Raw genomic sequence first — 18,978 nt, forward strand, 5'->3', positions numbered from 1 at the left:
GATGTCGACGTGACCACCACGGCCAAGCCCACGTATCACCATGGCGACCTCCGCGCCGCCCTGCTGGCGAGCGCGATGGAGATGCTCGAAGGCGGCGAGACGTTCTCCCTGCGTGCTGTGGCACGACGCGCGGGAGTCTCGGCCACGGCCCCCTACCGACATTTCGAGGATCGCGAGGCGATCGAGTCGGCTCTCGCGACCGAAGGACTCAGGGACCTCAAGGCCGAGCTGGCCGCTGTCCCAGCCCCCAGCACACCCGACGACCTCGGTGAGCTCGGCGTCATCTACGTCAGGTTCGCCCTTCGCCGACCCTCCTTGTTCCGACTGATGTTCGGCCGAGAGTGCGACACCGACGACGACCAGCGCGTCCTCGCAGCAGCGGAGCTCCACGACATGCTCGCAGCCGCGATGGATCAGGTCTTTCCCGGGCGGGCGACCGATGCCCTCACCGACGCAGGCTGGGCACTCGCCCATGGTCTCGCGTTCCTGTACCTCGACGGGAAGCTGAAGGCCCCGTCAAGCGACGACGTGGCCGCGCGTGTCGGAGCGGCGTTCGCAGCCATCCTCTCCATCACCGAAAGAGATGCCCCATGAGCAAGCGTGTCCTGATCGTCGTCACCAACGTCGGCCACTACGACGACCCGAGCCACCCGACGGGCCTCTGGCTGACCGAGCTCACCCACGCGTGGCACGTCTTCGAGGAGGCGGGCTACGACATGACGCTCGTGAGCCCGCTGGGTGGCGCCGTACCGCTCGAGCCGCGCTCGCTGAAGTTCCCGAACATCGACAAGAGCGGCAAGGCGTGGCTCGCCGACCCGGCGAAGATGGCACTGCTCCAGACCACGAAGAGTCCCGACGAGATCGTCTCGGCGGACTTCGACGCGATCTACTTCACGGGTGGCCACGCGACGATGTACGACTTCCCCGACAGTGAGGGGCTGCAGCGGATCACCCGGGAGCTCTACGAGCGTGGCGACATCGTCTCCTCCGTCTGCCACGGCTACTGCGGCCTGCTCAACACGAAGCTCTCCGACGGCTCCTACCTCGTGGCGGGGAAGAAGCTCACCGGCTTCGCCTGGCGCGAGGAGGTCCTCGCCAAGGTGGACAAGCTGGTCCCGTACAACGCCGAGGAGAAGGTCAAGGAGCGGGGCGCACTCTACGAGAAGGGACTGATCCCCTTCACGTCGTACGCCGTCACCGACGGCAACCTCGTCACCGGCCAGAACCCCGGCTCGGCCAAGGAGACCGCCAAGAAGGTCGTCGCCGCGCTGGGCCGATCCGAGGGCTGATCAGCCGCCGGTCGGGAACCAGCGGTCGATCTCGACGGCGGCACCGTCCTCCTCGACGGGGAGGGTGATCGCGTCGGCGACCTCCTTCACGTCGTCGGTGGCCTGACCCATCGCCACACCGCGGCCGGCCCACTCGAGCATCTCGATGTCGTTGCGGCCGTCGCCGATCGCGAGGACGTCGGTGGGTTTGAGGTCGAGCTCGTCGAGGACGTAGGCGAGGCCGGCGGCCTTGGAGATGCCGATGGGCGCGAGGTCGAGCCAGGCGGTCCAGCCGACGTGATAGCTGATGCCCTCGAGACCGACCTCGCGCCCGAGCTCCATGAAGTCCTCGGGCGAGGAGTCGGGATCGCGGATCACGACACGGGCGACCGGATCGGCCACCATCTCCTCCACCGTCGTGACGATCTGCTCACCGGTGAGCTCGCCCTCCGGGAAGGGCCGGTTCACCCGGTAGCCGAGCCCGCGCTCCTCGACCGCGACGAGCACCTCGGGGCGCGCCGCCACGATCCGGGAGACCGCGTCGCGGGCGTCGAAGACCTCCTCGTGCACGACCTCGAGCGGGGGATACCGCGTGACGACAGCACCGTTGGAGGCGACGATCCAGAGCCGTCCCTGGTCCTCGAGCGGGAGGCCGAGCGCGTCGGCGACCGGCGTCATGGCATGGGCCGAGCGACCCGAGGCCAGCACGATGTGGGCCCCCGCCGCGGCAGCGCGGCGGATGGAGTCACGCACGGGCTCGGTCACGACCTCGAGCGTCTGCCCGAGGCCCTCGATCCACGCCAGCAGGGTGCCGTCGATGTCGAGGGCGATGAGCTTCGGGCGCCAGCCCGAAGCCGTCGAACTGTGCGGGGGCCAGCTCATCGGGCGACCGGCGTGAGGACCTCGCGACCCATCCACTTCTGCAGCGCCTTGGGGACCCTCACCGAGCCGTCTGCCTGCTGGTGGGTCTCGAGGACGGCGACGATCGCGCGGGTGACGGCGGTGAGCGTGCCGTTGAGCGTGGCGACGGGGACGGTGCTGCCCTCGGCCGTGCGCTGCCGGATGTCGAGGCGACGGGACTGGAAGTCGGTGCAGTTCGAGGTCGAGGTGAGCTCGCGGTACTTCCCCTGCGTCGGGATCCACGCCTCGCAGTCGAACTTCCGTACCGCGGAGGGGCCGAGGTCGCCGGCGGCGACGTCGATCACCTGGTAGGCCAGCTCGAGCTTGTCGAGGAACGCCTTCTCCCAGGCGAGCAGTCGCTCGTGCTCCGCCGGCGCCTCCTCGAGGGTCGTGTAGACGAACATCTCGACCTTCTCGAACTGGTGCACCCGGATGATGCCCTTGGTGTCCTTCCCTGCAGAGCCCGCCTCCTTGCGGAAACACGAGGAGAAGGCGGCGTACCGCCGGGGAAGCGTCTCGGGGTCGAGGATCTCGTCGGAGTGGTATGCCGCCATCGGGACCTCGGACGTGCCGACGAGGTAGAGGTCGTCCACCTTGTAGACCCCGTCGTCGACCTGGTCGAGGAAGCCGGTGCCGGCCATCGCCTCGGGGCGGACGAGTGCGGGGGCGACGACCTGGGTGAAGCCGGCCTCGCGGGCCTGCTCCAGCGCAAGGTTGATCAGCGCGAACTCGAGCTCGGCACCGACACCGGTGAGGAAGTAGAAGCGCGAGCCCGACACCTTCGCGCCACGCTCGAGGTCGATGGCGCCGAGCAGCTCGCCGAGCTCGACGTGGTCCCGCGGCTGGAAGCCCTCGGCCGCGAAGTCACGCGGAGTGCCGACGGTCTCGAGCACCACGAAGTCGTCCTCGCCACCGGCCGGGGTCTCGTCGGCGGTGACGTTGGGGATGGCGCGCAGTGCGGCGTCCCACGCCGCTTCGGCCTCGCGGTTGGCGGCCTCGAGCTCCTTGACCTCGGCGGCGAGCGCCTTGGTCTGCGCGAGCAGGGCGGGCCGCTCCTCGGCGGAGGCCTTGGCGACCAGCGCACCCGCCTTCTTCTGCTCGGCCCGCTTGGACTCGAAGACCTGGATCGAGGCGCGTCGGGTGGCGTCGGCCGCGAGCGCCGCATCCACCACGTCGTCACTCAGTCCACGCTTCGCCTGGGAGGCTCGCACGCGGTCAGGCTCGTCACGGAGGATGCGGGGGTCGATCACACTCGTGAGCCTATCGGGGCGTGTCGCCCTCTATCCTTGCGACCGTGCCGGCCCGCCCCATGACACGTCTCATGACACTCTGCTGGGGCCTCGCCCTCCTCGGACTCGCCGTGATCACGTGGCTCCTCGTCCACACCGGCGTCACCGACGGGCTCGACGACTCGCTCAAGGGCTTCGTGACCTACGACGGCTTCTGGCACTGGAACGCCGACGGCATCGCGTGGACCTTCAGCTTCTGGCCGATGGTGGGCGCCTCCCTCGTCTTCGTCGGCACGCTCGCCTTCAAGGGCTACCGCCGCGCGGCCGCCTGGGTGGCGGCGCTGATGGCGCTCGACTTCGTCCTCACCCCCCTGCTGCAGGCGCTCGTCGGGCGCCCCCGGCCGCCGTGGCAGGACACGCTCGGCCTGATCCACGCGCACACGGCCTTCCCCAGCGGGCACGTCATGCACTCGACGGTCTTCTTCGGCATCGCGATCGCCCTGACCCGGATCTTCATCCGCAAGAAGGGCGTACGTCGCCTCCTGACCGCCGCGTGCACGCTGGTGATCCTGCTCGTGGCCGTCGACCGGCTCGTGCTCGGCCGGCACCACCTGACCGATGTCGTGGCCGCGATCCTGATCGGGTCCGGCCTCGTGCTGATCGGGCTGGCGGCGTACTCACCCATCCCGCTGCTCACGGTGGTGCCGCAGCCGCTGGCCCTGCCGGCGGCGCCTGCGCACGACCGGCGGTGTGCCGTGGTGCTCAACCCGATCAAGGTCGACTCGGTCGGCGCGTTCCAGGCGACGGTCAGCGAGATCGCGCTGGCGAGCGGCTGGGAGGAGCCGCGGTACTACCTCACGACGGTCGACGACTCCGGCACCGGCCAGGCCGCCCAGGCAGCGGTCGACGGCGCCGCGCTCGTGCTGGTCTGCGGTGGTGACGGCACCGTGCGCGAGGTCTGCGCGGAGCTCGCCGGCACCGGCATCTCTGTCGGCGTGATCCCGGCAGGCACGGGCAACCTGCTGGCCCGCAACCTCGCGCTGCCGCTCTATCTCCGCTCGGCCGTCGACGTGGCCTTCAACGGCCAGGACCGCGCGATCGACATGGTCGAGGTCTCCGGCGACAACATGGAGGACTCGCACTTCCTCGTCATGGCGGGCATGGGCTTCGACGCCGCGATCATGGAGGGCGCCAACGAGACCGTGAAGGCGAAGATCGGCTGGCTCGCCTACGTCCTCTCCGGCATGCGCGCGCTGATGTTCCCTGCGGTGAAGGTCGAGATCTCCATCGACGGCGGTGAGTTCACCAAGCACCGCGCCCGCACGATCGTCGTCGGCAACGTCGGCACGCTCACCGCCGGCATGCCACTCATCCCCGACGCGTCGATCGACGACGGCCTCCTCGACGTCGTGCTGCTGCACCCGCAGCGGTTCTGGTCGTGGGTCCCGCTGGCCTTCCGGATCCTCGCCAAGCGCCCGCACATCGACGACACCATCAACCGCTTCACCGGCCGCGAGGTGATCATCCGTGCCGACCGCGAGACGCCGCGCCAGCTCGACGGCGATCCCGTCGGCGAGGGCAAGGAACTGATCATGCGGAACATCCACGGCCGGCTGCTCATCCGCGTCGCCCGCTGACCGGCGTCGGCTTCGAATTCGGCTTGGGGCAAAGCCATCCCGGACCGCCCTTCCGCTACGTAGGCTGCCGTCGTGACCGCCAGCCCGCACCTCGCCACACCCGCGTCGGATGCCTCCGACATGTTCGAGCTCGCGCCCGTCTCGCTCTGGCTCGAGGACTTCTCCGGCCTGCGGCCGCTCTTCGAGTCCTGGCGGGCCGAAGGGGTCAGCGACCTGCGCGCCCATCTTGCCGAGCGTCCCGGCCGCGTCGCCGAGGGCACGTCGAAGATCCGGGTGCTCCACGTCAACCGCCGCACTCTCGACCTGCTCGGTGCCCGTGACCTCGACCACCTCGTCGACAACCTCGGCACCGTCTTCAGCGGCGACATGTTCGACATGCACGTCGACGAGCTGGTCGCCTTCTGGGAGGGCCGCACGGAGTTCACCACCCGCACGATCAACTACACCCTCGCCGGCATCCCGCTCGACGTCGACGTCAAGGCCACGGTGCTGCCCGGGCACGAGGAGACCTGGGACCGCGTGATGGTCTCGGTCGAGGATGTCACCTCCCAGGTGCGCGCGCAGCAGGCGCTGATGCTCAGCGAGCAGTACGCCCGCGGCCTCTTCCAGCACTCGCCGGTCTCCCTGTGGGTGGAGGACTTCCGTGAGGTGAAGGCTCTGCTGGACGGCGTCCGAGCCAGCGGCATCAGCGACTTCCGGACCTTCATCGACGTGCACCCCGAGTTCATCGAGCGGTGCATGCAGGAGATCCGGGTCTCCGACGTCAACCGGCAGACCCTCACCCTGTTCGGCGCGAACGACCGCGACCATCTGCTGCGCAACCTCGACCTCGTCTTCCGCGACGACATGCGCCGGCACTTCGGCGACCAGCTCAACGACCTGTGGAACGGCCTCCTCCACCAGCAGCGCGAGACGGTCAACTACTCGCTGTCGGGCGAGCGGGTCGACGTACACATGCAGTTCTCCGTGTTCCCCGGTCATGAGGACGACTGGAGCCTGGTGCTCATCTCGCTCACCGACATCTCTGCGCGGAAGAAGGCCGAGGCCTACCTGGAGTACCTCGGCAAGCACGACACCCTCACCACGCTGCGCAACCGCTCCTACTACTCCGACGAGGTGTCGCGGCTGAGCCGCCGCGGTCCGTGGCCGGTCTCCGTGATCATGCTCGACCTCAACGGCCTCAAGGCGATCAACGACGACTCCGGGCATGCCGCCGGTGACGCGCTGCTGCGTCGGGCCGGCGAGGTGCTCGCCAAGGCGATCGACACAGGCCAGTGCGCGGCGCGGATCGGCGGGGACGAGTTCGCGCTGCTGCTCCCGGCCGTCGACGACGAGGGAGCCGCCTCGATGATCGGCCGGATCCGTGAGCTGGTCGAGCTCAACAACCAGTACTACGGCGGCCCCGCGGTCGACTTCGCGATCGGAACCTCCACCTGCCACCAGGGCGAGAACCTCGAGGCGACGCTCCACATCGCCGACAAGGCGATGTATGTCGACAAACGCAGCCGCACCGACGACGCTCCCTAGACTGCGCGGGTGAGCAAGCGGATCGCCTACCAGGGAGAGCCTGGGGCCAACTCGCACATCGTGTGCGCCGAGCACTACCCCGACTGGGAGCCGGTGCCGTGCGCATCGTTCGAGGACGCCTTCGCCGCCGTGGAGTCGGGCGACTGCCAACTCGCGATGATCCCGATCGACAACTCACTCGCAGGGCGGGTGGCCGACATCCACCATTTCCTGCCCACCAGCAATCTGCACATCATCGCCGAGCACTTCCTGCGGATCAGGTTCAACCTGATGGGACTGCCCGGCACCAGCATCGACGAGATCCGGACGGTGCACTCGCACGTCCACGCCCTCGGCCAGTGCCGCAACCTGATCCGCGAGCACGGCTTCACACCAGTGATCAGCGGCGACACGGCCGGTTCCGCCCGTGAGGTGCGCGAGGCGGGCGACCGGACGATGGGCGCCATCGCACCACCGATGGCCGCCTCGATCTACGGGCTCGACGTCCTCGCGACGGATGTCGAGGACGAGGACCACAACACCACGCGCTTCGTCGTGCTCTCCCCCGAGGCGGTCATCCCCGCACCGGGCAGCGGTCCCACCGTCACGAGCTTCATCTTCAACGTCCGCAACCTCCCGGCCGCGCTCTACAAGGCGCTCGGCGGCTTCGCGACCAACGGCATCAACATGACCAAGCTGGAGAGCTACATGGTGGGCGGCGGCTTCACGGCGACCCAGTTCCTCGCCGAGGTCGACGGACACCCCGACGACGTGAACCTGGCGCGGGCGCTCGAGGAGCTGACCTTCTTCACCACGGACATCAAGGTGCTGGGGGTCTACCCCGCGTCACCCTTCCGGCTATCGTTCGTTGACGGCATGTAATCCCCCTCACACCCGAGCACTCAGACCGGAGGGCCCCGTGGCCGAGTCGTTCTTCTCCCTGTTCACGCCACAGGAGATCGCCAAGATCAGCTCCGCCGGTACGCGCGTCTCGCTGCCCGAGGGCTGGTCGCCGATCTGGGAGGACACCCCCGCCGACAAGGCGTACATCATCCTGTCGGGCTCGGTCTCCGTCCGGAAGGACGGGGAGGAGGTCGCGCAGCTCGGCGCCGGCGACATCGTCGGCGAGGCCGCCATCCTCAACCGCGCGCTGCGCAACGCGTCCATCGTGGCTCTCACCCCGCTCGACCTGATCCACCTCTCCTCCGAGGCGCTCATGCGGTTGTACGTCGAGATGCCGTCCTTCCACGAAGCGTTGGAGAAGATCGCCGCCGAGAGGGTCTCCTGACCGGCCCGGAGTCGGCCGCGTCCGACCCGGGTTTCGACCTCGCGGCGGTCCAGGCGCTCGTCGACGAGGTGCTGCTCGGCGAGTCGCCGAGCATGACACGCCAGCAGGTGGCCGATGCCGCCGGCGTACCGCTCCCGCTGGCCGACGAGCTGTGGCGGCTCCTCGGTTTTCCCAAGCCGGATCCCGACGAGCGCGCCTTCACCTCGAGCGACGTGGAGTCGCTGCGCCACACCAAGGCGCTCTACGAGGCCGGAGTGCTCTCACCCGACGAGCAGTCGGCGATGGTCCGCACGTGGGGCCGCTCCTTCGCGCGGCTTGCGGAGTGGGAGGTGGCGCTGCTCGCCGACATCGCCGTCGAGCGGCCCGGTGATCTCGCCACCGAGGCGGCCTCGCTCGCGTCGGAGGTGATCCCCCGGGTCGAGTGGCTGCAGTCCCATATCTGGCGCCGTCACCTGGCGGCCGCCGCCAGTCGCGTGCTCGCGGTCTCGACGGGTGAGGCGCGGAGAATGGCGGTCTGCTTCGTCGACATCGTCGGCTACACCGCCCGCTCACGATCGATGTCGGAGGAGGAGCTCGTCGAGTGGCTCGAGGAGTTCGAGTCGACCGCCACCGGCGTCGTGGTGGACCACGGCTGCCGGCTGATCAAGACCCTCGGTGACGCGGTCCTCTTCGTCGGCGACGATCCCGTCGCCGCGGCCGAGGCGGCCCTGACGCTCACCGACAAGGGCGAGTCCGACTCCGATCCGTTCCCCCGGGTGCGCGGTGGGCTTTCGGTCGGCGAGGTCGTCCCGCGGCTCGGTGACGTCTTCGGCCCGACGGTCAACATCGCCTCACGCCTCACCAGCATCGCTCGCCCGGGCACCGTGGTCGTCGACGACGGCGCCGTCGAGGCGCTATCCGGTGGCTACTCGCTCCAGCGCCTCCGGCGGACCTCGGTCAAGGGCTACTCGCGGCTGCAGCCGTGGGCGCTGCGCCGCGTGGTGGGCTGAGCCGGGCTCAGAGGCCGCGCTCGGCGAGCCACTGGAAGATCTGCGCCGGCTTGTCGCTGATCACCGCGGTGGCTCCCAGGTCGAGGCAGCGCTGAAGGTTGGCCTCACCGTTGACCGTCCAGACATGGAGCTCCCGGCCGGAGTCGACGATCTTCCGACCGAGCTTGGGATGCTTCTTGATCTCCTTGATGCCCGGCGCAACGATCCAGTCCCGGCCGATCGCGGTGCGCAGCAGCGACCAGTTGCGGCCGTGCTCGATCAGCTGCACGAGCCGCAGGTCGGGGGCGAGCCGCTCCACCCGCTGCAGTGCGGTGAAGCTGAAGCTCATCACCCGCACGGGCGAGTCGGCGCCGTCCCAGTCGAATTCGCGCAGCTTCTCCACCAGCCGCTTCTCCACCAGACCGCCGTAGCGCGTGGGGTGCTTCGTCTCGATCGCCAGCTCCACCCGGCGCCCGGTGCTCGCGGAGTAGTCGCGGACGGTCTCCAGCAGCGTCTCCAGCGTCAGCACCTGGTCGAGTCGCTCGTCGCGCATCGGCGCCTCGTCGTCGAGCTCGTTCCACGGGTTCTTCCAACTGGCGAAGTCGAGCTGAGCGAGGTCGGCCAGCTCCATCGTCGAGACCAGCCCGGCCTGGCCCGTCGTACGCCGGATGGTGCGGTCGTGCACGCAGACCAGGTGACCGTCAGCGGTCAGCCGGACGTCGCACTCCAGGGCGTCGGCCCCGACGTCGAGGGCCCGCATGTACGCCCCCAGGGTGTGCTCCGCCTCGTCGGCGCTCGCGCCACGGTGGGCCACCACCTGCGGCCGCTTCTCTCCCACGAGGCCCATTCTGGCCCTAGACACCGCACCTACGCTGTGCACATGCCGGAGCTGCCCGAGGTGGAAGCGCTGGCCCAGGACCTGGGCCGGCGACTGGAGGGCCGCGCGATCGGCACCGTCCACCTCGCCCAGTTCGCGGCGCTGAAGACCTTCGATCCGCCTCTGGCGGCGCTCTCCGGAGCCTTCGTCGACGGCGTCACCCGGCACGGCAAGTTCCTCGACTTCTCCGTCGGCGGCCTCCACCTCGTCACCTACCTCGCCCGTGCCGGCTGGGTGCAGTGGCGCGACGTCGTCCCTCCGACACCGCCCAAGCCCTCGTCCAAGTCGCTGATCGCGGCCCGCGTCGTCCTCGACAACGAGGAGGGCTTCGACCTCACCGAGGCGGGCACGAAGAAATCCCTTGCCCTGTACGTCGTCCGCTCGCCGCTCGACGTCCCGCGGATCGCCACGCTCGGACCCGATCCGCTGTCCGCGTCCTTCACCGTCGACGTCCTGGCAACGATCCTCGCCGACGCGGGGCGGAAGCAGATCAAGGGTGTGCTCCGCGATCAGGCCCTGATCGCCGGGATCGGCAACGCCTACAGCGACGAGATCCTGTGGGAGGCGAAGCTCTCGCCCTACAAGCCGGCTGACACCGTAGACGCCGCCGAGCTCTTCGCGGCGATCCAGTCGATGCTCACCGACGCGGTGAAGCGCTCCGAGGGGCTCAAGGCCTCGGAGCTGAAGCGGGAGAAGAAGAGCAACCTCCGCGTCCACGCCCAGACGGGCAAGCCCTGTCCGCGCTGCGGCGACACGATCCTCTCGATCTCCTTCGCGGACTCGTCCCTCGAGTACTGCCCGACCTGCCAGACCGGCGGGAAGCCCTTGGCCGACCGACGGATGTCGCGCCTGCTCAAGTAGGGCTCAGCTGCTGGCATGCTCCGCCCATGGACTCGATCACCGTCGACGGTCGCGAACTCGCAATCACCCGCGCTACTGAAGCCGATGTCCCAGCCCTCGCGGCGCTCCTGGCCGACGACGAGCTGGGAGCCCAACGCGAGTCGGACGACCTCGCCCCTTACGTCTTCGCGTTCCAGGAGATAGACAAGGACGACAACCAGTTCCTCGTGGCGGCCCGCGATGAGGGCGGCACGGTCGTCGCGACCATGCAACTCACCGTCATCCCCGTACTGTCGCGCGGCGGGGCCAAACGCCTACAGATTGAGGCCGTCCGCGTCTCGGCCGTACTGCGCGGGTCGGGCCTCGGGTCAGCACTTATCCGGTGGGCCCACGCCTACGGACAGCAGCGCGGAGCGACCCTCGCCCAACTCACGTCCGACAAGAGCCGCGTCGATGCACACCGCTTCTACGCCGCCCTCCGCTACGAGGCCAGCCACGAAGGTTTCAAACGAGCGCTATGGCCACCGCTCTGACGCGGGCCACTGACGCATCGGTCAGAACCGCGCCCCACTCGACGTCGCAGTCGGTCAGAGTTGTGACCGATGCGTCAGTGCCGGCCGAACGGGGGATTTCAGCGCCCGGGCGCCGGTCGACTGCGGCCTCCGCAGTCGGTCACCGTTCTGACCGATGCATCAGTGCGGATAATGGAGGGGTGAGCATCCCCACCGTGACCATCGACCAGCTGCCGAACCCGCTGCCGGAGGGCCTGTCGGTCCTCGATGTGCGCGAGGAGTCGGAGTGGGTGCACGGCCACATCGAGGGTGCGACCCACATCCCGCTGTCGACCGTGCCGGTCCGGACCGACGAGCTGCCCGAGGGTCAGATCCTCGTGGTCTGCAAGGTCGGCGGCCGCAGCAGCCAGGCGACGATGTGGCTCGCGGCCAACGGCTACGAGGTGGTCAACCTCGACGGCGGCATGCTCGACTGGGAGGCGGACGGGCGGCCGATGGTGAGCGAGACCGGCGGCACGCCTCAGGTCGTCTGAGGCCAGGCGATCGGCGGCAGCTCGAGGGCGACCGCCAGGCGACGGAGATATTCCGAGCGCGGGATCTCCACGACGCCGAGCGTCGCCAGGTGGTCGGTCTGCCACTGCACGTCGAGCAGCCTCCCGGCCACGCCGTCGGCCCCCAGGATGTCGACGAGTCCCATCAGCGCGACCTTCGAGGCGTCACGCTCGCGGTGGAACATCGACTCCCCGGCGAACAGGCCGCCGATGGCAAGGCCGTAGAGCCCGCCGGCCAGACGCGGCGCCGCCCCGTCGGTGCCCAGTGTCCAGGCCTCGATGGAGTGCGCCCAGCCGAGACGGTGGAGGTCGCCGTACGCCTCCCGGATCCGGGTGTCGATCCAACCGCCGTCGCGCGTGGGATCGGCACAGGCCGCGACGACCTCGTCGAAGCAGGTGTCGACACGGATCTCGAAGTGCTTGGCCGACTTCCGCAACGAGCGCGGGACGCGCAGGCCGTCGAGCGGCAGCACGCCGCGCTGCACGGGCGAGAACCAGTGAAGGGGATCGCGGCGACGGGTGCCGGGCATCGGGAAGAGGCCGCGTCGGTACGCCGCCAGGACGGTGCCCGGCGACAGGTCGGCGCCCAGGGCGACCAGGTCGTCGAGCTGCTCGTCGTCCGGGTCGCCGAAGACCCAGCGCGACGGCTCGGGTTCGACTGGACTCCGCTCAGACACGGAGCCGACGTTACCGATGCTTCGCTAGCGTGAGCATATGAAGAGCGTGACCAAGAAGGCAGCCGCGGCCGTCGGCACGTCGCTGGCCCCCAAGATCATCCAGCTCGCCCCCGACGCGACGAGTTCGCTCATCGGGCACACGCTCAACCGCGCCATCCTGGGCGTCGGCCCGCTGCCCGGAGCTGCCGCTGCCGGTGACACTGCGCTGCGCAAGCACGGCACCGTGGACAAGGCGATCAACGCGCTCATCCGCAAGCACGTCGCCTATGCGACGACCGAGGGCTTCGCGACCAACCTCGGCGGCCTCATCACCGCCGTCGCCACGATCCCGGCCAACGTCGTCGGACTGGCCGTGATCGAGTGCCGGATGATCGCGTCGATCGCACATCTGCGGGGTTATGACCTGGACGACCCGAGGGTCCGCGACGCCATGCTGCTGATCATGCTCGGCGAGTCCACCGTCGACAGCAAGGTGGCGAAGAAGAAGCTGCCCGCCACCCCGATGGCTGTGGCGACCGCTCCGGTGCACGACCCGACGCTCGACCACATCGTCGCCTCCGAGGTCGCCGCCGAGATGCTGACCCGCGTCGCGGGCAAGCGCCTGGCGAGCACGATCGGGAAGCGCACGCCGATCATCGGCGGCTTCGTCGGCGCCGGCGTCGACGGCTGGGACACCTACCAGATTGGGCGCTACGCCCGCCGCGAGCTTCTGCCGCGCACGTCGCGGTAGAGGCCCAACACACGCTGGCCGGCCTCGCTCGTCTCGAGCTTCGCGCGTACGGCGTTGCGCAGCCCCGCCACCTCGCGGAGCTGCTCCACCTCGGCCCGCAGGGCGTCACGCTCACCCATCAGGCGGCCTGCCTCCGCCAACAGCGCGATCGTGGAATCCGTGGCGATGGAGGCGATCCGCTCCGGGTCCGTGACATCGGGATCGGTGAACGTCTCCGGTCGCTCCCCCACCAGCTCGTCGAGGTCGCCCACGACGTCGTAGGAGGAGGAGAGCAGCACCGTCATCCACGAGGTGGTGAGGTCGGAGACCCAGTCCCAGTCGTCGGGCGGCACCATGATCCGGCGCTTGCCCGTGCGGGTGGAGAGTGTCCGATGGGCCAGGAGCTCCATGACGAGCCAGCGGTACTGGTCCTTGGTGAGGAAGTCCTGCGTGACCTCGTTCAGCCCCCGGACAAAGCTCGTGGCGTTGGCGCCCATCGACTCGTTGGACCGGTCACTGGTGAGGTCGAGCTCGAGGCCCTCGAGTCCGAAGACGGACTCCAGTCGCTTCCACAGCACGGCCGGGTCGGTCCCTCGAGGCGGGAGCGTGACGATGTGCACCCGCTCCGGCGGGAGCGACTCGGCCCACCGCGCAAGGATTCCCGGCAGGTCCTGGACCGCCCAGAAGAGGTCGGCGCTGCGACCGCTCCGGGTGCGGATCGCGGCGAGGAAGTCGGCGTAGGTCTCGGTGCCGAAGTGCTTCACGGTCTCCTGCCACTCCGCAGGGATCTGGCGGAAGAGGTCGCGCACCGTCAGGACGAGGTGGACCTCGGCGTCACCGAACGATCCGAGCGCACGCGCCGCCTGCTCGGCGGTGGCGCCGGCGAGGATCTCGTTGCTGATGATGTGGATGCCCGACTCGGCGCGGACTTCGGCGGCGAGAGCGTCCCATTCACCGACGACCTCGTCCTCGAGGCCGCCCCACTCCCGTCGCAACAGGTCGAGCGCGGCGCGGAACTGCATGTCGAAGGTCGCCCCCGGGTAGTGGATGCCGCGCTCGGCCAACATCAGGCGGTGCCGGAAGAGCACGTCCTGGAAGAAGGTCGTCGCCGTCTTCGGCGTACCGACGTGGAGCAGCACCTTCGCACCCATGCTGCGAGACTATCGACATGGCAGCAGTCGGCATCGTGGTCCGCACGAAGGACCGCCCCCACTTCCTCGCGCGGGCCCTGCGGAGCATCACCGCGCAGACGTACGTCGACTGGCAGGCGTTCATCGTCAACGACGGCGGCGACCCTGCGGGTGTGCTGGAGGTCGTCGACGCCCTGAGTCCCGAGGACCGCGCCAAGGTCACGATCATCGACCACCCGACCTCCTTGGGGCGCTGGCCGAGCGCCAACGCGGGGGTGACGGCCGGGGAGACGCCGTACCTCGTCCTCCATGACGACGACGACACCTGGGCTCCGACGTTCCTCGAGACGTCGGTGGCCTACCTCGACGCGCATCCGCTCGCGCCGGGCGTGGTCAGCCGGATCGAGATCGTCTGGGAGACGCCGGACCTGGTCGAGACCGGCCGGGAGATCTTCCAGGAGCAGCTGCACGACCCGCTGCTCGGCTCCACGCTGCTCTTCAATCGCTTCGTGCCGATCGGCTTCCTCTACCGCCGCGAATTGCATGCGGAGGTCGGGCTCTACAACGAGGAGCTCTCGGTCGTCGGCGACTGGGACTTCAACCTCAAGGTGCTCTCCCGCTGGGCGCTGACCTACCTCGACGGGCCGCCGCTCGCCTTCTGGCACCAGCGTCCCGCGGCGGTCGGCTCCGACGGCAACTCCGTGATCGGCTCCGGCAACGCCCACGAGAAGATGGACGGCCTCGTCCGGGACGCCGCCCTCCGGCAGTACGTCGGCGAGAACGGCCTCGGCCTCGTGCTCTACCTGACGAAGTTCATCGACCAGCGCTTCGTCGATGTCGAGAACGGCCTCCGCCGAGACATCCTCTCCGGCGAGTCAGGTGTCGTCGCCGCGCATCGGCTCAAGGACACCGCGCTGTCGAAGCTGCCCTGGCGCCGGCGCTCCTGACCTGCTCAGTCCACGGGCTCGGGGCGGCGCAGCAGGCGACGCCCTGCCCGCATCACCCGGGCGGGGAGGCGACCGGCGGGCTCCGGCCTGGAGGTCGCCTCCTGGACGGCCGCCACGGTCGCCGTCGTCATCAGGCGCAGGACACGACGGAGCTGCACGTCGTCGGGGTCCTGCCATTCGCCGGTGCGGGCGAGCGGGCGCAGCTCCTCGAGATCTCCGACGACATCGATGGCTGCACTCTTCGCCCAGTGGATCCACTCCTCGGCGAGGTTCTCCACCCACGCGTCGAGGGCAGGCGGGGTGGAGATCGGCGCCGGGTCCTCGATCACCTCGAGCAGCCGCGGCACGATCGTGTTGAACACCAGGTCGCGGTGCTCCTCGGCGTTGACGCCCGCCTTGAAGAGCGCGGCGTTGAGTCGCCGCAGCGTCTGCGCACCGGCGATGCCGAGTGACTGGTTGACCTTCGTGGCCTCCTCCGGCGCCCATGCCGGGTCGATGCCGGTGAGGCCGCAGAAGCGGAGCCACAGCGTGTCCGACGGACCCTGGGGGACCGTGAGCAGGTGGACCTTCTCCGGGGGCAGGACCGCACTCCAGTTGGCGAGCGCGCGCGGCAGATGCTGGGCGCGCCAGAACCAGAGTCGCGACGTCATCGGATCCGCCTCGACGATGCGGTTCAGGAACCGGTCGAAGGTCCGGGAGTTGTAGGTCTTCAGCCCCTCCTGCCAGTCGGCGGCGAGCTGTCGCCCCGGCTCACGTGCGGTGAAGATGACATGGACGTCGTGCCCGGCGAGGTCCTCCATCGCCATCGCGATCCGCGACGGCTTCGTCACGGCGAAGACCTCGTGACTGACGATGACGGTGCCCCGGGCGACGTTGATCCGCCGGACCAGGGCCTTCCATTCGCCGCTGGCCTGCTCGTGGAAGCCGGGCCACTTGATGCCCGTCAGGTCGACGGCGGGGAGGAACATCGAGTCGCGCATGCCGATCGGGTACTTCACCCCATGGCGGGCCAGGCTGGCGCGGTTGCGGGCCAGCCGGTCCTGCAGGTAGGTGGTGCCTGTCTTCGGGGCACCGACATGGAGGAAGACCGTTGCCATGGCGCAGATTCTGCCCGGCCGACCTGAATCGAAACTGTGGGGGTTCCCCTCAGCGCCAGGCGCGATTGACGCCGTCGCGGTCGAGCGTGACGAGGTCGCGCAGGTCGGCGTTGCTGAGCTCGGTCAACGCACTCTCACCACGGCCGAGAACAGCCTCAGCCAAGGCCCTCTTGTGCTCGAGGAGCAGCGCGATCCGTTCCTCCAGGGTGCCGCGCATGACGAGTCGATGGACCTGGACCGGCTTGGTCTGGCCGATCCGCCAGGCCCGGTCGGAGGCCTGGTCCTCGACCGCGGGGTTCCACCAGCGGTCGACGTGGACCACGTGATCGGCGCGCGTGAGGTTGAGGCCGGTGCCGCCGGCCTTGAGGCTGAGCAGGAAGACCGGCACGTGTCCGTCCTGGAAGGCCGCGATCATGCGCTCACGCTCGGCCACCGGGGTGCCGCCGTGGAGGAACTGATGGGCGATGCCGACGTCGGTCCAGTGCTCCTCGAGGAGCCTCGCCATGGCGACGTACTGGGTGAAGACGAGCACCGCCCCGCCCTCGCTGGTGGCGGTCTCGATCACCTCGTCGAGGAGGTCGAGCTTCTGACTCCGCCCGCCTGAGCGTCCCTGCGTCTGCTTGAGACTCTGCTTCAAGAACTGCGCGGGGTGGTTGCAGATCTGCTTGAGGCCGGTGAGCATCATCAGGATCAGACCGCGACGCGCCGGATCGTCACCCGGCAGCCGCTCGATCCGCTCCATCGTGTCGCGGACGTACGCCTCGTAGAGCACCGTCTGCTCCTTGGTGAGGCTGAGCAGGTGGTCGGTCTCCGTCTTGGGCGGGAGCTCGGGCGCGATGCCCGGATCGGTCTTGCGCCGCCGCAGCAGGAACGGCGCGACCATGTCGGCGAACTGCTTCGTCGGCGCCTCGATACCCGCCTCGATCGGTGCCGCCCACGCCTTGCGGAAGGCCTTGCGGCTGCCGAGCAGGCCGGGCACGCACCAGTCGAGGATGGCCCACAGCTCGCTGAGGTCGTTCTCCACCGGCGTCCCGGTCAGCGCGACGCGTGCAGTTCCTGGGATGGTGCGGATCGCCCGCGCCGTGGCGGAGGCAGGGTTCTTGAGATGCTGGGCCTCGTCGGCGACGACGAGATCCCACGGCACCGTCGCGAGGAGCCGCGCGTCGCGCCGCATCGTGCCGTACGTCGTCAGCACGAACCCCTGCCTCGCGTCCGTCAGGTCGCGCTCGCCGCCATGGAACCGCCGCACCGGCGCGCCCGGCGCGAACCGTGCGATCTCCGCCTCCCAGTTGCCCATCAGGCTCGTCGGGCAGACGACCAGCGTCGGCCCCGCGCCACGATGCAGGTGGAGGGCGATCAGCTGCACCGTCTTGCCCAGACCCATGTCGTCGGCGAGGACGCCGCCAAGGCCGAGGGCGGTCAGCTCTGCCAGCCAGGTGAGACCCCGGCGCTGGTAGTCACGCAGCGTCGCCCGAAGCGCGGGCGGCACGGGCAGCAGCTCGCCGCGCCCGACCTCGGCCACCGTCTGCTTGAGCTTCTCGATCGTCGCGCCGACGATGACATCGCTGAGCGGCGACTCCGAGCGGCCATCGATCTGGCCCACACCTGTGAGCGCCGCACCGAGGGCCTCGGCCCCGGTGAGCGGGCGGAGCATCCGCTTCCGCGCCTTGCGGGCGATGCCGGGGTCGACGACCGTCCACGAGCCGCGCAGCTTCAGGATCGGGGAGGCCGCCTTGGCCAGCTCGTCCATCTCGTCGTCGGTGAGCGGCTCGTCACCGAGTGCGAGCTGCCACCTGAAGGCGAAGAGGTCGTCACGGGCGAAGAGGCCGGTGTTGAGCTGCTCCTCCCAGTCGCTCTCCTCGCGGGGACGCGGGGCCACGTCCAGCACAGCTTGGGCCTTGAGCTCACGACCGAGGGAGCGGGGCCACATCACGTCGACGCCGATCGCCTTCAGGGCCGCGACGCCCTCCCCCAGGAGGGAGCCGACCTCGTCGCCCTCGAGGATCAGCTCGGTCGGCGAGGCCTGGAACCGCATCCGCTCCAACGGAGCCCAGGCCCGAGTCGCCTCGGCCAGCCGCAGCGAGATCTGCTGCCGCGTGCGCGGACCGAAGTGGTGGATCCGCGGGTCGTCGTGCCAGAGCACCGACGCGTCGGCGAAGTGCAGGGGGTTGGCCTCGTCGTGCACCTGCAGGACGGCACGCAGGACGCCCTCGGTCAGGGACTCCTCGTCCGCCTCGATGCGGATCGACAGCGAGATCTCGGCCGGGAGGCCGTCGTCCACCGTCTCGCTCCGGCGCTGGCCACCTGATCGGCCGATGATCGAGGCCATCCGCTCCTCGAGCTCGGCCGCACGAGCCCGCTGGCGCTCGAGCATCCGCTCCCGCAGCGAGCCTGCAGGTCGCGTCGACTCGGCCGCGCGGCGGGCGAGGCCCTGGGAGGAACCGCCGGGCATGCCGTCGATGGTGGCGGCGACCATGGCCCAGGCCAGCGCCTCGGCGCCCTCCCCGTCGACGCCCTCATAGGAGCGGAACTCCGCGAGCAGCCGCAGCCGCTCCACGTCGTCCCCCTGGATGACGGGGGCACGCGAGCCGTCGGAGAGCGTGTCGTACTTCCCCTCGGCGATCAGCTTCAACGCGTACTGCGCCGCTGCCCCGAGGAGCCCGACCGACGGGTGCACCGCCGAGTCGCGCAGCGCGCGGGTGAGCACCGGCACGGCCGAGACGATCGGCAGCGACACCGTGCGACGGTCGTCGGAGAAGACGATCGACCCCTCCCGCGGCCGGGCACCGACGGTGAGCACCGCCGGACCGGTCAGGGGGATGAAGCTCACCCAATGACCTTA

The 18,978-nt window shown here is 69.6% G+C and carries 19 protein-coding genes; 12 read left to right on the forward strand and 7 right to left on the reverse strand.

Annotation, left to right across the window (positions count from 1 at the left end):
• Positions 1–9 precede the first annotated feature (9 nt).
• Positions 10–594 carry a TetR/AcrR family transcriptional regulator gene (locus LH076_RS14990; RefSeq protein ID WP_227781556.1) on the forward strand — a complete coding sequence of 195 codons (585 nt, stop codon included), beginning with the start codon at positions 10–12 and terminating at the stop codon, positions 592–594.
• Positions 591–1,289 carry a type 1 glutamine amidotransferase domain-containing protein gene (locus LH076_RS14995; RefSeq protein WP_227781557.1) on the forward strand — a complete coding sequence of 233 codons (699 nt, stop codon included), beginning with the start codon at positions 591–593 and terminating at the stop codon, positions 1,287–1,289. The genes LH076_RS14990 and LH076_RS14995 overlap by 4 nt, the downstream gene beginning before the upstream one ends.
• On the opposite strand, the gene LH076_RS15000 is transcribed toward LH076_RS14995, so the two are convergent.
• The gene (locus tag LH076_RS15000) at positions 1,290–2,150 is read right to left on the reverse strand and encodes an HAD family hydrolase (protein ID WP_227781558.1); all 861 of its coding nucleotides are present in this window, start codon (positions 2,148–2,150) and stop codon (positions 1,290–1,292) included.
• Positions 2,147–3,418 (reverse strand): serine--tRNA ligase, encoded by a 1,272-nt coding sequence (gene serS, locus LH076_RS15005; RefSeq protein WP_227781559.1) that lies wholly within the window; start codon positions 3,416–3,418, stop codon positions 2,147–2,149. Before serS ends, LH076_RS15000 begins: the two co-directional genes overlap by 4 nt.
• A gap of 71 nt (positions 3,419–3,489) precedes the next feature.
• Between serS and LH076_RS15010 the strand changes: the two genes are divergently transcribed.
• The 5 genes from LH076_RS15010 (at position 3,490) to LH076_RS15030 (ending at position 8,817) form a co-directional block, all read left to right on the forward strand.
• Complete coding sequence (locus LH076_RS15010; protein WP_227781560.1) at positions 3,490–5,034, forward strand: YegS/Rv2252/BmrU family lipid kinase; 1,545 nt, start codon at positions 3,490–3,492, stop codon at positions 5,032–5,034.
• A 72-nt stretch (positions 5,035–5,106) separates the two neighbouring features.
• Entirely contained in the window at positions 5,107–6,561 is a 1,455-nt protein-coding gene (locus tag LH076_RS15015) for a sensor domain-containing diguanylate cyclase (protein ID WP_227781561.1), read from the forward strand.
• 9 nt (positions 6,562–6,570) lie between these two features.
• Positions 6,571–7,422 carry a prephenate dehydratase gene (locus tag LH076_RS15020; RefSeq protein WP_227781562.1) on the forward strand — a complete coding sequence of 284 codons (852 nt, stop codon included), beginning with the start codon at positions 6,571–6,573 and terminating at the stop codon, positions 7,420–7,422.
• Positions 7,423–7,459: 37 nt separating this feature from the next.
• The gene (locus LH076_RS15025; protein WP_227781563.1) at positions 7,460–7,828 is read left to right on the forward strand and encodes a Crp/Fnr family transcriptional regulator; all 369 of its coding nucleotides are present in this window, start codon (positions 7,460–7,462) and stop codon (positions 7,826–7,828) included.
• Between the two features lie 68 nt (positions 7,829–7,896).
• Positions 7,897–8,817, forward strand: a complete 921-nt coding sequence (locus tag LH076_RS15030) for an adenylate/guanylate cyclase domain-containing protein (RefSeq protein ID WP_227781564.1) — start codon at positions 7,897–7,899, stop codon at positions 8,815–8,817.
• A 7-nt stretch (positions 8,818–8,824) separates the two neighbouring features.
• Here the strand turns inward: LH076_RS15030 and LH076_RS15035 are convergent, their stop codons facing one another.
• Positions 8,825–9,634, reverse strand: coding sequence for a glycerophosphodiester phosphodiesterase (locus tag LH076_RS15035; protein ID WP_227781565.1), 810 nt, complete (start codon positions 9,632–9,634; stop codon positions 8,825–8,827).
• A 42-nt stretch (positions 9,635–9,676) separates the two neighbouring features.
• Between LH076_RS15035 and LH076_RS15040 the strand changes: the two genes are divergently transcribed.
• The 3 genes from LH076_RS15040 to LH076_RS15050 all read left to right on the forward strand — a co-directional run bounded on the left by LH076_RS15040 (position 9,677) and on the right by LH076_RS15050 (position 11,558).
• Positions 9,677–10,534 (forward strand): Fpg/Nei family DNA glycosylase, encoded by an 858-nt coding sequence (locus tag LH076_RS15040; RefSeq protein WP_227781566.1) that lies wholly within the window; start codon positions 9,677–9,679, stop codon positions 10,532–10,534.
• A gap of 26 nt (positions 10,535–10,560) precedes the next feature.
• Entirely contained in the window at positions 10,561–11,046 is a 486-nt protein-coding gene (locus LH076_RS15045; protein WP_227781567.1) for a GNAT family N-acetyltransferase, read from the forward strand.
• Positions 11,047–11,225: 179 nt separating this feature from the next.
• On the forward strand, positions 11,226–11,558 hold the full coding sequence (locus tag LH076_RS15050) for a rhodanese-like domain-containing protein (protein WP_227781568.1): 333 nt from the start codon (positions 11,226–11,228) through the stop codon (positions 11,556–11,558).
• Here LH076_RS15050 and aat read toward each other — a convergent pair.
• Positions 11,546–12,253, reverse strand: a complete 708-nt coding sequence (gene aat / locus LH076_RS15055; RefSeq protein ID WP_227781569.1) for a leucyl/phenylalanyl-tRNA--protein transferase — start codon at positions 12,251–12,253, stop codon at positions 11,546–11,548. The genes LH076_RS15050 and aat overlap by 13 nt on opposite strands.
• 46 nt (positions 12,254–12,299) lie before the next feature.
• Here aat and LH076_RS15060 point away from each other — a divergent pair, with 46 nt between their 5' ends.
• The gene (locus tag LH076_RS15060) at positions 12,300–12,983 is read left to right on the forward strand and encodes an EcsC family protein (RefSeq protein WP_227781570.1); all 684 of its coding nucleotides are present in this window, start codon (positions 12,300–12,302) and stop codon (positions 12,981–12,983) included.
• Here LH076_RS15060 and LH076_RS15065 read toward each other — a convergent pair.
• Complete coding sequence (locus tag LH076_RS15065) at positions 12,944–14,113, reverse strand: hypothetical protein (protein WP_227781571.1); 1,170 nt, start codon at positions 14,111–14,113, stop codon at positions 12,944–12,946. The two genes, LH076_RS15060 and LH076_RS15065, sit on opposite strands and share 40 nt — an antisense overlap.
• Before the next feature lie 17 nt (positions 14,114–14,130).
• On the opposite strand from LH076_RS15065, the gene LH076_RS15070 reads away from it, so the two are divergent.
• The gene (locus LH076_RS15070) at positions 14,131–15,039 is read left to right on the forward strand and encodes a glycosyltransferase family 2 protein (protein ID WP_227781572.1); all 909 of its coding nucleotides are present in this window, start codon (positions 14,131–14,133) and stop codon (positions 15,037–15,039) included.
• Between the two features lie 5 nt (positions 15,040–15,044).
• Here LH076_RS15070 and LH076_RS15075 read toward each other — a convergent pair whose 3' ends face one another.
• The gene (locus LH076_RS15075) at positions 15,045–16,136 is read right to left on the reverse strand and encodes a hypothetical protein (RefSeq protein ID WP_227781573.1); all 1,092 of its coding nucleotides are present in this window, start codon (positions 16,134–16,136) and stop codon (positions 15,045–15,047) included.
• Between the two features lie 49 nt (positions 16,137–16,185).
• Positions 16,186–18,966, reverse strand: a complete 2,781-nt coding sequence (locus LH076_RS15080; protein WP_227781574.1) for a DEAD/DEAH box helicase — start codon at positions 18,964–18,966, stop codon at positions 16,186–16,188.
• Positions 18,967–18,978: the final 12 nt, after the last annotated feature.

Origin of the sequence: Nocardioides sp. Kera G14 (assembly GCF_020715565.1) — a bacterium.
Classification (GTDB): Bacteria; Actinomycetota; Actinomycetes; order Propionibacteriales; family Nocardioidaceae; genus Nocardioides.